Annotated in this window: 9 protein-coding genes and 1 pseudogene; 7 read left to right on the forward strand and 3 right to left on the reverse strand. The window is 65.1% G+C overall.

Annotation, left to right across the window (positions count from 1 at the left end; all coding sequences use genetic code 11):
- Positions 1–113 precede the first annotated feature (113 nt).
- The 5 genes and pseudogenes from LKE06_RS24185 to LKE06_RS24205 all read left to right on the forward strand — a co-directional run bounded on the left by LKE06_RS24185 (position 114) and on the right by LKE06_RS24205 (position 5,784).
- A complete protein-coding gene (locus LKE06_RS24185) occupies positions 114–545 on the forward strand; it encodes a DUF7144 family membrane protein (RefSeq protein ID WP_228001659.1) in 432 nt (143 codons plus the stop codon).
- 122 nt (positions 546–667) lie between these two features.
- Positions 668–853 (forward strand): annotated as a pseudogene (locus LKE06_RS24190) (three-helix bundle dimerization domain-containing protein); the annotation flags it as partial.
- 318 nt (positions 854–1,171) lie between these two features.
- Positions 1,172–1,975: a polyphosphate kinase 2 gene (gene ppk2 / locus LKE06_RS24195; protein WP_228001713.1), complete on the forward strand. Its 804-nt coding sequence runs from the start codon at positions 1,172–1,174 to the stop codon at positions 1,973–1,975.
- Positions 1,976–2,001: 26 nt separating this feature from the next.
- Positions 2,002–4,800 (forward strand): cation-translocating P-type ATPase, encoded by a 2,799-nt coding sequence (locus tag LKE06_RS24200; RefSeq protein ID WP_372477422.1) that lies wholly within the window; start codon positions 2,002–2,004, stop codon positions 4,798–4,800.
- Positions 4,801–5,085: 285 nt separating this feature from the next.
- Positions 5,086–5,784: a phosphoribosylanthranilate isomerase gene (locus tag LKE06_RS24205; protein ID WP_228001660.1), complete on the forward strand. Its 699-nt coding sequence runs from the start codon at positions 5,086–5,088 to the stop codon at positions 5,782–5,784.
- Here the strand turns inward: LKE06_RS24205 and LKE06_RS24210 are convergent.
- Together LKE06_RS24210 and LKE06_RS24215 are read right to left on the reverse strand one after the other, a co-directional pair.
- A complete protein-coding gene (locus tag LKE06_RS24210; protein WP_228001661.1) occupies positions 5,723–6,559 on the reverse strand; it encodes a DMT family transporter in 837 nt (278 codons plus the stop codon). The two genes, LKE06_RS24205 and LKE06_RS24210, sit on opposite strands and share 62 nt — an antisense overlap.
- A gap of 31 nt (positions 6,560–6,590) precedes the next feature.
- Positions 6,591–7,904 carry a prenyltransferase/squalene oxidase repeat-containing protein gene (locus tag LKE06_RS24215; RefSeq protein WP_228001662.1) on the reverse strand — a complete coding sequence of 438 codons (1,314 nt, stop codon included), beginning with the start codon at positions 7,902–7,904 and terminating at the stop codon, positions 6,591–6,593.
- Positions 7,905–8,747: 843 nt separating this feature from the next.
- Between LKE06_RS24215 and LKE06_RS24220 the strand changes: the two genes are divergently transcribed.
- Together LKE06_RS24220 and LKE06_RS24225 are read left to right on the forward strand one after the other, a co-directional pair.
- Complete coding sequence (locus LKE06_RS24220; protein ID WP_228001663.1) at positions 8,748–10,397, forward strand: sulfatase-like hydrolase/transferase; 1,650 nt, start codon at positions 8,748–8,750, stop codon at positions 10,395–10,397.
- Between the two features lie 302 nt (positions 10,398–10,699).
- A complete protein-coding gene (locus tag LKE06_RS24225; RefSeq protein ID WP_228001664.1) occupies positions 10,700–12,085 on the forward strand; it encodes a flavin monoamine oxidase family protein in 1,386 nt (461 codons plus the stop codon).
- 246 nt (positions 12,086–12,331) lie between these two features.
- Here the strand turns inward: LKE06_RS24225 and LKE06_RS24230 are convergent, their stop codons facing one another.
- Positions 12,332–13,531, reverse strand: coding sequence for a glycerate kinase (locus LKE06_RS24230; RefSeq protein ID WP_228001665.1), 1,200 nt, complete (start codon positions 13,529–13,531; stop codon positions 12,332–12,334).
- Positions 13,532–13,534 lie beyond the last annotated feature (3 nt).

The raw sequence follows: 13,534 nt of genomic DNA on the forward strand, positions 1-13,534 counted from the left end.
CCGTGGGATCGAGGATCAACAGGCGTAGATCTGCACGCTCGATGACCCAAGTCTGCATCCGGCGCCGCATCGAATTCCCAGTGATCCATTGTCCGAATCGGTAAGGGGTTGACATGACCGATCGCAGGTCGGCTGCGAACAGGCCGATACCGGAGGCAGAGCCGTTTCAGAAGCAGAGCTTCGTGGCGGGGATCTCGATCATCGCCGCGATCATGCTCCTCATCGTGGGAGCGGTCTCGGTGCTGCAGGGTGTCGCGGCACTGGTGAGCGACGATTTCTACGTCACCGACATCGACTACATGTACAAATTCGACACGACCATATGGGGCTGGATCCACCTCGTGCTGGGCGTCGTCGCGCTGATCTGCGCGATCGGGTTGATGTTCGGCACCGTATGGGGACGGTACTCGGCGTTGGGCATCGCAGCGCTGGTGACTCTCGCGAATTTTCTGTCACTGCCCTATTACCCCATCTGGTCCGTCGTGATCATCGCACTGAGCGTGGTGGTCATCTGGGCCGTGACCACATGGGAACCAGAACCCTGAACCGCGACGAGGCGGCAGGCGGCGCCTCGATCCGCGCTCCGGTGGTGCTGCACCGCCTACCAGCCGGGTTGCGCCCATTTCGTGCCTTGACCGCGGTTCCCGACCGGGCCGAGGATTATCAAATGACCGGCGATGATGAATTGCTACAGGTCGAACAGGTGATCGAACGACTGATCACTCGGTACCCGTCCGTCCCGCCTCCCGCGGTAGAACTCACGGTACGCAGTATTCACAAGCGATTCGCGGACGGCCGGATACGTGCTTTTGTGCCGTTACTCGTCGAGAAGGCGGCTCGGCAGGAGATCAGCGCCGGCATCGCGGACTCGTCCTTTGTCCGCACAACTGGGCCGCTGCGCCGACGAGCCGCAGATCAGCCGCAAGAAGACACCAGGCGCTGCGGTGGAGTGTCCGGCGGGAGTCCTGTCGGTCCGCTCGATGAACCGCCTCCGCAGATGTCCACCGGGTGATCGAGCGGCCCGCTGATCCCGTCGGCCGGGTCGGCCGTTCCAACAACCCGAGAGAGGTTGGACGTGGGAAAGGGTAGCCATAACAAGAAACACAAGATCCAGAAATCCGGTGGCACGGCCCCGGCCCGGGCCGGCCACCCGCCGCCCGGTTCCGGACAGCTGCCGGAAGGGGGCGACGGGAAGTCCGGTACGCCGATGAAGAGCGGGCAGTATCGCCGCCTGCTCCGGCCGATGCAGGCCGAGCTCGTCGCACTGCAGGAGTGGGTGAAGGTTTCCGGCGCGCGGATCTGCGTCGTATTCGAGGGCCGCGACACCGCCGGCAAGGGCGGTGTCATCAAAGCGATCACCGCACGAGTGAGTCCACGAGTTTTCCGGGTGGTAGCGCTGCCCGCTCCCACGGCGCGTGAGAAGTCCCAGATGTATGTGCAGCGCTATCTCCCCCATCTCCCCGCCGCCGGGGAGGTCGTGATCTTCGACCGCAGCTGGTACAACCGGGCCGGGGTCGAACGGGTGATGAGCTTCTGTACCGACGAGCAGGCGCAGCACTTCCTCCAGCTGATTCCGGCGGTCGAACGCGCGATTGTCGACTCGGGAGTCATTCTGCTGAAGTACTGGCTGGAGGTCAGCGAAGAACAACAGACTCTGCGACTACAGAGCCGAATCGACGACCCCCGGAAAATCTGGAAGCTGTCGGATCTGGACCTGAAGTCCTACAGCCGCTGGTATGACTACTCCCGGGCCCGAGATGAGATGTTCCATCTCACCGACACCGGCTGGGCGCCCTGGTACGTCGCGGTCACCGACGACAAGAAACGCGGGCGGCTCAATATCATCGGTCATCTGCTGAGCCAGGTCCCCTATGAACCGCTGGACCACCCTGAGGTCGTACTGCCGAAGCGGCAGAGCGCGCACGGCTACGAGACGCCGAGGCAACCACTCCATTGGATTCCGACGCCCTACTGAGATCCGGGCCGGAAAGGAAGAGCGCCATGGCCTCCGCACGCACCGCGCCCCCGCACCACGAGCAACTGATCGCTTCCGGACGAGAGACCACGAGTTGGCATGCGCAGGACGTCGAATCCGTTGTGTCCGCCCTGACCTCGGATCGGGACTCCGGACTCACTACCGGTTCGGTGCGCGAACGCCGCTCGCAGTACGGCGCCAACGAGATTGCCGTCGAACCTTCGCCGTCGCTGTGGATGATCGCACTGCGGCAATCGAAGGACCTGATGAATCTGATGTTGATCGCCGTAGCCGTGGTCAGCATCGTCATCGGTGAGATATCGACGGCGATCGTGGTCGCGGTCCTCGTCATACTCAACGTCGTACTGGGCACACGCCAGGAAGCCAAGGCCCGCGCGAGCGTGGACGCGCTCGCCAGGATGCAGTCACCGCAGGCCAGGGTGATCCGTGAGGGGATACTGACCGAAATCGACGCCACCGAACTCGTCCCCGGCGATATCGTCCGGCTCGAAGCAGGCGATATCGTCCCCGCGGACGGCCGACTGATCACATCCGCCACCTTGGAGACCCAAGAGGCGGCCCTGACGGGTGAGAGCGCTCCCGTCAGCAAGGATCCGCACACTCTGGGCACTGCCGACACCTCCCTCGGCGATCGCAGCGACATGGTCTACCAGAACACCTCGGTCACCCGGGGAACCGCCACCGTCGTGGTCACCGAGACGGGCATGTACACCCAGATGGGCCGGATCGCCTCGATGCTCTCTGCGGTTGCCCCGTCCAAATCGCCGCTCCAGCGTGAACTGGATTCCCTGACCAAGGTGCTCGGTGTCATCGCGTGGACGGCGGTGGCGATCATCGTGGTGATCGGAGTGCTGCGCGGACAGGAGACGACAACGGTACTGCTGCTGGGCATTTCGATGGGAGTCTCGGCGATTCCGACCGGGCTGCCGACTTTCGTTCAGGCCATGCTCGCCTACGGTGCCCGCCAACTCGCCGACGCGAAGGCTGTGGTGAAGAACCTCACCGACGTCGAGACACTCGGTGCGACCAGCGCGATCAACTCGGACAAGACCGGCACCCTGACCATGAACCAGATGACGGTACGGTCCCTGTTCTTCCACTGCCGGTGGTACGCCGTGGACGGCGAGGGCTACAGCAAGACCGGGAAAATCACCCGAGTCGCGGGCGAGGCCACCCCGGACTTCACATTGCTCGCCTATGGGTTGTGCCTCGACAGTGATGCCACCGTCTCCGATGCCGGCGATATCGTCGGCGACCCGACCGAAGCCGCACTGGTGGTGCTCGCGGCGAAGCTCGGTGTCGATGCCCCGCTCACCCGGCAACGGTATCCACGCGTCGCCGCGGTGCCGTTCGACTCGGCCTACAAGTTCATGGCGACCTTCCACCATCTGCGCGTCGACGACGCCACGCAATTCGTGGAACTGGTGAAAGGCGCGCCCGATATGGTCCTGGCGCGCTGCGCGACCGCTTTCGTACCGGGACCGGGTCGGCATGCCGTGCCGATCGACGAGGTGCGGGAGGATTTGGCGGCGGCCATGCGGACCATGTCGGAGAAGGGTTTGCGGGTGCTGGCCTTCGCGGCACGCCGCCTCGACGGGCGCGAGAAGGACGCGGAGTCCGACCCCATGTCCTTCGTCGAAGACCTCACCTTCGTCGGAATGGCCGGCATCATCGATCCGCTGCGCCCGGAGGCGATCGAGTCGGTGCGCACCGCCCACGAAGCGAGTATCGCCGTTCGCATGATCACCGGTGACCACGTGATCACCGCATCGACGATCGGGGCGGAACTCGGATTGGGGCCGGGGGCGATCAGCGGTGCCGAGCTCCAGGCGATGACCGATCAGGATCTGGCGGCGGCACTCCCGGATCTGCACGTGTTCGGCCGTGTCACCCCCCAGGACAAACTCCGTCTGGCCGGTGTGATGCAGGACAGTGGCATGGTCGTGGCGATGACCGGTGACGCCGTCAACGATGCCGCCGCGTTGAAAAAGGCCGATATCGGGGTTGCCATGGGCTCCGGTAGTGAGGTCACCAAGCAGGCGGGCAAAATGGTGCTCACCGACGACAACTTCGGGACGTTGATCACCGCGATCCGCCTCGGCCGCGATATCTACGACAAGATCGTGTCCTACATCCGATATCAGATGTCGAAACTCTTCTCCTTGGTTCTGCTGTTCCTGGTGGCGAGCGTCTTCGATATCAACGACGGAGTGGCGCTCACTCCGCTGATGGTGCTTTTCCAGCACTTCTTCATCACGCTGTTCCCGGTGGCGGTCATCATGGTGGATCCGCCGGCGCCGAACCTCATGAGCAAGCCGCCCCGAGACCCGTCCGTGCCGATCGCCAACCGGACTGCGTTCGGTCAGTGGCTGGCCTACGGTTTCCTACAGTTCGCCGTCACCTTGGCCGCCATGCTCCTCGCCCCCGGCAACCTGAGTACCACCACGGCCAATGTGCCGATGACCATGGCATTCGTGGTGTTGTCCTTCGGTTCGATCCTCAGCGGACTCGCCATGCGCCGCGATCCCGAATCCGGCTTCGCCCCACCGCTGCTGGGCGCCCTGAAAATCCTGTCGATCCCGGTCGTGGTGACGGTTTTCGCCGTCGAGCTCGGTTTCCTCCAGGACCTGCTCATGACCACGTCGTTGACTGGTGGGCAGTGGCTCGCGTGCCTCGGTTGGTCCCTGATCGTCCCGGTGGTCATCGAGTCCGGCAAAGCGCTCGGACGTCGCCGGCTCAGCAAGCCACCCGCACTGCTGCCCGCCCCGATCGCGGTCGCCCCACGACGCGCACGAACACACTGAGGCCCTCCGGGCGAGGTATCGCCGCCTGCACACTGCACGGCCAGCGCATCGAGACCAGGCGGCACGCCAGCGAAACCCGTACGGCGCGTGTCGATTCCATTTTCGATCGGCCGAGCACGACGCGACCGGGCATCGACCGTTGCCCAGGGGCGTGAGTTCACAATGGCGCCAGGTTTCCGCGCAACGGTCTCCGGCTCCAGCGCGCCGAGAGTGTTCATACTGGGGGTGCACCCAATAACGACGCAGCCCGCCGGATGGGCACAGTCTGGGCAGTATCGTGTGCCGATGATCAACATCCGAGCGAAAATCTGCGGTATCCGGAGCGAATCCGATCTCCGGGCCGTCGTTGCGGCCGATGCCGATGCGGCCGGGTTCATTTCGGGTACGACGCATTTCAGCGAGGACGAACTCGGCGTCGAACGGGCCCGGCGGTTATCGCGGCTGGTGCCGTCGTCGATGGAGCGCGTGCTGGTCACCCATCTAACTGATCCGGGCGCGATACTGCGCCTCGCCGACCGGATCGGCGTGGACTGCATCCAGTTACACGGGCTGATCTCGCTCGACACCGTGCGCGCGGTCCGGCGGAGCGCGGCCGGGCTGCGGGTGATCCGCGCGGTCCACGTCACCGGGCCGGACGCGGTCGGCGCCGCCGTGCGGGCGGCGCCGAATTGCGATGGGGTAGTGCTCGATTCGCGGTCTACACACCGGCTCGGCGGAACCGGGCGCACGCACGACTGGTCAATCAGCGCGCGCATCGTCGACCTGCTCGCCGGATCGGAATTCCCGGTCATGCTGGCCGGGGGCCTCAACCCGCGCAACCTCACCGCGGCGATCGATACTGTGGGACCGTCCTGGGTCGATGTCAACTCCGGCGTCGACGACTCGCGCGGCAACAAGGATCCATCGGATTGCAGTGACTTCGTCAGGGCGGCACACGGTTTCGTGGCGCCGAACGCTGCTCTAGCCCGACCGCGATCAGAATGAGCACGCCCCCGGCGGCGGTCGCGGAGGTGGGCAGGCTCTGGGTGCACACCGCCCCCACCAGTGTGGCCACCACCGCCTCGTTGAGCCCGACGACGCTGGCCGTCGCCGCGTCGAGCCACCGCAGTGCCTGCCAATAGAGCGCGAATCCAGGCCCGAGGAGCGTGGCGCCCACTGCGGCCAGCTCGGCCGCAACCGGCGCCGACGGTGGATCGAACGCGAGCAGTGGGCTGCTCGCGACCCCACCCAGCAACAGCTGCAGTGCCGCGGAGGTGGTCGCGTGGTGCGGCCCCGACTGCCGCGCGATCACACTGACCAGCATCGCCACGCAAGCGGCGCTGCCGAGCGCCAGTCCACATCCGGCCACGGCCGATCCGGCCGCCGTACCGCCTGTGTGATGTCCGGTGACCAGCCAGATCGCCGCCGCGACCAGGAGCAGTTCGAGCAGTACCGCAAACGTTGCCGCCCGTCGCCCGCGCAGCAGCGCCACGGCGATGATCAACACCGGCGCCGTCAGGTGCAGGGCGACCACCACGGGCAGCGGGCCGACCCGCAGCGCCGCGACATACAGCGCCAGATTCGCGGCCTCCAGCACGCCCAACTTGACGTACAACGCCGGATGGGCGGTGAGCGTGGCCCACGGGTGCTGTCCGCGCAGCCGCGCCGAAACCAGCAGCGGCACCGCCCCGCCGAGGGCGACCAGACCCGCCGTGGTCGGGGCCGCCAGTGCCGCCAGCAGTGCGCTGGAGGTACCCCACATGCAGGTCACGGCGATCATGAGGGCGATCGGGGCGGCCCTAGGCCTACGCCTAGGCCAGTAGATAGGTGACCACCGGCAACACGAGCGCGGTGAACGCGGCGAATACCGCGCTCGCCACCCGCCTTTTCGGTAGTCGCGGAAAGCGCGTGGCCAGCCCGCAGTAGGTGCCGAAGGCGATGAGCACCGTGCCCCACACCACCAGAGCCCGGCTGCCGATCGCGCCATATACGGTGTCGAAGCCCACCGCCAACGCGAATACCGTGGCACCGGCCGCCGTGCCGAGCAGCAACAACGCTTCTCCGGCAGTGGAATTCATCAGCATGCGGTGGCCGCGCACCGAGGCGATCGCCTGCGGATCGGTGCGGTGGGTACCGTCGGCCCGGCAGATCTCGTCGTACACCTTCGCCGGGTTCACTCGCTCGTTGATCGCCGGCCGCACCTGCAGCAGGGCTTCCAGCGCCTGCGTGGTGGCGTAGGAGGTGACCGGTCCCTGGTCGGAGATGCGGAATCCGCCCCGATAGATGGCCAGCGCATCCATCTCCTGCATGTCCAGCAGCGCGACGATCGCCGCACGCACCGCGGGATCGAAAATGGTGCGGCTGTCGGCGGATATCACCGCACCCACTGCCAGATGCAGCGTGAGATGGCGCCAGGTGTCGACGAGATCGTCACGACGAAAGATCTCGGTCTCGATCTCACATTCACCTCGGCGCAGCCCGGTCAGTAGCCGTTTGACCGCCAGCGCGCACGCCCGCTCGGCGCGCTTGTCACCGATCCGGACGATCTCGGGGCGAGCGAGCACGGTGGCGATGTGAGCCGCCGCGTACATCGGCAGGAAACGTGGGTCCTGATACATCGCCGAGACCAGATAGCCGATGCCCCGCGAGATGGCTTGGTGCCGTTCACCGTCGAAGCCGTCGTCACCGATGAGCGCCTCGACGGCGGCGGCGGTCGCGGTGATCGATACCGGGCCGAGGAAACCCGAAATACGCCATCCCCCGGTTTCGGAATCCTGTTGGTCCAGTAGGGATCGCACGGCTCCGGCCAGATCGGGATCGGACTCCTCGACCTCCAGGCAGCGCAGCGCGCGGATGCGCCACGCGACATCGATCGGGGTACGGAAGTACCATTCGTCGCCGTTCGGCCGTTGCACAACCGTTGCCCGCACCAACATGGCGACCTTTGCGGCACGCGGAATTTCGCAACCGGCGCGATGCAAAACGCAGACCACCTCGGCGGTGTTCTGCGGATTGGGTGGCACATCGGGTATCCAGCCCCAGCCCGCACCCCCGCTGAGATGCGGTATCTGGCTGCCGCGCAGCCATTCCACGGCCATCCGGACACGCTCGTCGATGTTCGACACGGCCCCTGCGCCCCCTCAGAACGTTGCCCCCCGCAGACTTTCGATGGGGCGCTGATAACCGCCAAGTTACTCGGATGGTACGACAATCCGCTCGCCCCGAAGCTCGACCGAATCGATTGGTAGCAAACGTGTTTCGGTTCCATATCGGGGCCACAGCCGCGTCCGTCGCGGCGGCACCGCGAAATCGACAGGCAGCGAACCGAATTCGCAGGGGCCACGCACCCCGGGCAAACCATCCCCGACCGAGGGTTTATCGTGACGCCATCACCGCGTGACTGAAACGATTCCGGTCCGAGTTCCAATTGCAACTCATACTCCGACGGCTTCGGCCGCGATCGCCCGCGTGTCGAGCAAATCCCCTGACATACCTCAACTTCCACGACAGCGGACCAGCACCGAAATATGAGAGTGGAACACAGCGGGACGAAGCCGCCGAATCGAACGCGACGGCTGCCGAGCTGATCTACGTGAGCACACAACGCGGCATGTCAGAGTAACGAGGCGGTCACCGCCATCCGCCTCACTGAACTGATGTGCGACACCGGCTGCGGCTGTCACCGAGTTCGAGCGGGCAATGATCCTGCCGGCTGTCGAGCCGGTGGGTCGATAAGAACCGGCGCAGGAACCGTTTGACATCTCCCATGTGGAAGGCGGCAACGCGACCGCACTGATGGCTGTCTTGAACCCTCCCGCGTGGCCATTCCCTTATAGTGCAGATTGCGGTCGAGTTCGGCGCCGGACGATGCTCCCCGAATCTGTAGCGACACTTCGGTATGGTTTCCGACTGCTCGACCAAATTCCAGGTAATCGAGATGTGCAACATTCCGTGAATGGAGTAGCAGCATGTCGATCAGCAGGCGCGGTTTCCTTGCCCGCGGTGCCGCGGCCGCGACGGCTGCCACCGCGGCGTCGGGCGCGGCGGGGGCCGGCAAAGCCCGCGCCGATATCGACCCCGACAAGCCGAACATTCTCGTGGTCCTCGTGGACGAGATGCGCGCGCCGATGTGGTTCCCCGACCAGGAAGCGCTGGACGGGATACTGCCGAACATCGCTCGAATCCGCTGCGGTGCTGTGTCATTCGACCAGCACTACACCGCGGCCAACGACTGCACGCCGTCGCGCGGGGTCCTGCTGACCGGCTTGTACTCGCATCAGACCGGTTGCATGATGACCTCGCAGTCGACATTGTCGCCGTTGTTCCCCACCTGGGGCTCGATGATCCGCGAACACGGATATGAGACGACGTGGTGGGGGAAATGGCATCTCGGCCATGATTCGGACACGACTCCGGGGGCACTGGCGGATTACGGATTCACGGGCGGCACCTATCCCTCGCCCAACGGGGCGCCCGGACAGGGCCTGCAGATGGACCCGACCATCGTCGACCAATTCATCGGATGGTTCGATGCCGAAGCAGGTCGGTCGCCGTGGTGCTGCACGGTGTCGTTGGTCAATCCGCATGACATCCAGTGGTGGCCCCGATGGACCCGACGCCTCCAAGCGCAGCTCGACACTCCACGCTGGATGAACGAGCTGCCCGCGAACTACGAAACCTTGGAGCAGCTGGCCCGGAAGCCACGCCTGCAGCTTGCGCTGGTGGAAGCCTCGGCCGCCGCGTTCGGGTTGGCGCCCTACGGAACTCCGGGTGCCGAGCAACAGTGGATCGACATGCGCAACCTCTACCTGTGGCTGCAACAGCAGGTCGACATCCAGATCGGCCGGGTACTCGACGCGCTGAACCAGCGCCCGGATGTCGCCGCCAACACCGTCATCGTCTTCACCTCCGACCACGGGGACTACGCGGGCTCGCACGGGCTGCACGGTAAAGGTGGCGCGGCCTACGACGAGGCGATCAGGGTGCCGCTGTATGTGCACGACCCTCGCGGCCTGCTGAGCCCCACGTCTGCGACAAGTACCCGTGGACAGCTCACTTCCAGCGCCGATATCACCCCATTGCTGCTGACGATCGCCGCAGGAGGGAGCGCATGGCGCGGGGATGCGCGATACGCACATCTCGCCGATCGCCTCGACATCACCGCCCTGTGCCAGGACAGTGGCGCACCAGGGCGGCCCTGGATCGTCCACGCCACCGACGAGCCCACCATCGAAGAGGCGGCCGTGCTCTTCAACCAGAATGCACCCGCGCATGTCGCAGCGGTACGCACCGCGGACGCGAAATACGTGTCTTATTCACACTTCGTCAACGGACGAATAGAAATAGACCCGGCTCAGCAACAAGAACACGAGCTCTACGATTACGCAGTGGCGGGCGGGCAACTCGAACTCGACAACCAAGCCGCAGGTAACGCTGATCTGCGCGCCCAGATGGAACCGCTACTGCAACAAGCGATTGCCGAACTGAACCAGCCGCTCCCACCCCACCTGCGCCAAGCGCAGGAACAAGGCTTCGCGGACTACCTGGCACAGGAACACAATGTCCTCGCAATAGCGGAACACGCGCTCCGCGAACTGCAAAACGTCCTCCCCAAATAGTCCCGAGCGGTCCGCGAAGGCGTCGTTCGAGATTGCAGGGTTCTGGCATGGATAACCGGAATGTCTCCGCATCTAAATGTCTCCGGATCCAGAGGAAGCGGGGTACGCCTTGTGGTGCACCTCGGTGATGTGCGCTTCGAATTCGCGGCTCGAGTCACTGCGGCACTGCTATAGAATTGCCAGGTTCGAGGGGTAGGTCGAATTGAAGGCGATTTCGCGCCTGTTATGTCGAGGGTGCGACCAGCAGTGCGCCCGGCCGCGCGGTGGCCACGCACAGAACTTCAATACAAGGACGGCTCTCCATGACAGACGTCGACTTTTGTGTAGTCGGTGGGGGATTCGCGGGATTGACGGCCGCCCTGCGGCTGAAACAGGCGGGCCGATCGGTGGCGGTGCTGGAAGCTCGGGACCGGCTCGGCGGGCGAACGTTCACCGAATTGCGCGAGGATGGGTCCTGGATCGATCGCGGTGGCGCTTGGATCGGGCCGGGCCAGGACCGGATCTATGCATTGATGAATGAGTTCGGGGTACCGAGTTACAAGCAGTACACCGACGGTGAGGCCATGATGGTGGTCGATGGCAAGCAGTACCGCTATACGGGCACGATCCCGTGGACGATGAGCCCCTGGGCGGCGATGAACCTTGGTGCGGTATTTCTCGAGCTGGGACATATGTGCAAATCGATTCCCCTCGAAGCTCCGTGGACTGCGAAAAATGCTGACAAGTGGGATCAGATCACGCTGGCGCAATGGCTGGATAGCAACATCCTGTCCAAGCCGGCCCATGAGCTCCTCGAGGCCGCCATCGCCGGCTGCTACACCTCGGCTGCCTCGGAGGTGTCACTGCTCTTCGTGCTGTACCAGATGGCGTCGGGGGGTGGACCGCGCTTCGTCCTCGGAGTCAAGGATGCGGCCGAGGATGCTCGACCAGTCGGGGGCATGGGTGCCATCTACCGGCCGATGGCGGCCGAAATCGGCGACTCGATCCACCTGTCGCAGCCGGTCCGGCACATCCATCAGGATGCCGACGGGGTGACCGTACGCTCCGACGAGTTGACCGTGCGTGCACGCCGGGTGATCGTGGCAGTTCCCTTGGCGATCGCAAGCCAGATCCTGTACGAGCCGATGCTGCCGGTCGATCGATCGTTCCTGCATCAGCGGATGCCGAGCGGCGCGATCTTCAAGATTGCCGCCGTGTACGACGAGCCGTTCTGGCGTCGCGACGGGCTGTCGGGGCAGTCCGCCGCACCGAGATCACCCGCAACCGTCACCATCGATGCCTGCACGGACACCGGGCAACCTGGGGTCATGTGCGTCATCACCGAGGGGCCCATCGCGCGGCAGATCGGACAACTCGATGAGGCCGAGCGAAGGGCAGCGATCCTCGGTGCACTCGTCGAGCGGTTCGGCGAAAAGGCCGGCTCCCCCATCGACTACATCGAACAGAACTGGAGTATCGAGCCCTATTCCGGTGGCGGGATGCTCAGTCACGCACCAACAGGTGTGCTTACACAGTTCGGCCATGCCCTGCGCAAACCCTGCGGCCGTCTCCACTGGGCCGGAACCGAGAGCTCTGCCGTCATGTGCGGTTGGGTCGACGGAGCCATTCGATCGGGTGAACGGGCGGCAAGCGAAGTGATGGAACACGAAACTGTGACCGCACTCGGAAGCAGACCACATCATCTTTGAAGCCTTTGCGCGACGGGCCTATTCAGCCAGCGCTTCCGCCGCAGCGTTTTCGACGCCGACCCGCATCTGATCACCGACCGGCCGGGTCAGCCCCTCGGTCGCCGACAAGGGCTACCACAGAACCGCGTTCGAGACCTACCTGGCCGACATAGGTGCGCAGTTGCCGCGTCCGACCCGCAAAGGCGAGCTGGAACGCCCTGACCAGCGCACTGACGAAAGTTCCCGGACGCTCACTGAGCTCGAGTTTTAACCTCGAGGCCGGGCATCGTTGAGCGAGTCGGTCAGCGCCTCGGCGGCGCCCACACCACCGTCCTGACCGCACTCCGCCGACACGGCATACCCACCCGAGACTCCGATCTGCTGGCCGATCCGGGTCAGCAGTCGCCGGGTCAGCTCGGGGTCAGCGGCAGTATTGCTGTCGGTGTAGTCGCCGAGGGCGTAAATGTCCGTGAAACCCGCTGGACCCCATTGGTCTCGGGACAATGTGCTCCGACCGGCCACGGCGACAACCGGGACGGGATGGGCGCGGCGGGCCAGGACCGTGGGCAGTTTGCCGTTACCGGTCTGCTCATCGATACTCCCCTCCCCGGTGACCACCAGGTCGTATCCGGGCAGGTGCCGATCGAACTCGAACAAGTCGAGAAAGAACTCGGCGCCCGACACGATCTTGCCGCCGAGCAGTAACGCCGCGAAGCCGATTCCGCCTGCGCTGCCCGCTCCGGCTGCCGCCGCGACCGCCATCGCGTCCGGATAGCCGCTGCGAGCGAACGCTTGGACGAGGTTGTTCAGACCAGCATCGAGAAACCGCACCTCGGCTTCGGCGGCCCCCTTCTGCGGCCCGTACACCGCCGCCGCACCGTTCGGTCCGAGCAAGGGATTGGTGACGTCTCCGGCGACCACGATCTCGATCCCGGTCAACTTCGCCGCCCGGGATGCGTCGACGGTGTGGACTCGGCCCAGATTCCGTCCGCATGCTCGCAGCTGTCTACCCGTCGCGTCGGCGAAGGTGAAGCCGAGCGCTGCGAGCAGTCCCATCCCACCGTCGGTACTGGCGCTGCCACCGAGGGCGAGGACAAGCCGGTGCGGCCGATATCGCAATGCCTGCGAGATGGCTTGCCCCATTCCGAGACTGCTCGCGTCGAGCGGCAACGGGCGGCCGTTCGGAAGCGTGTTGAGGCCGCAGGTGTTGGCGGCCTCGACCACAGCAGTGCCGTCGCCGACTGCGATTCCCCCATATGTCGGGGTCCCCGCCGCCCCGGCCACCGTCACCGAATGCGGAGCGAAACCTGCTGCTATCGCGGCGTCCACACTGCCGTCGCCGCCGTCGGCCAGCGGCATCCGATAGCTGTCGATCCCCGCTGACGCCAGGCCCTCCGCCAGCCGGTCGGCCACTTCGGACGCGGAAAGGCTTCCTTTGAACTTGTCGGGGGCGACCAGAACCCTCACGCG

Source organism: Nocardia australiensis (genome assembly GCF_020733705.1).
Classification (GTDB): domain Bacteria; phylum Actinomycetota; class Actinomycetes; order Mycobacteriales; family Mycobacteriaceae; genus Nocardia; species Nocardia australiensis.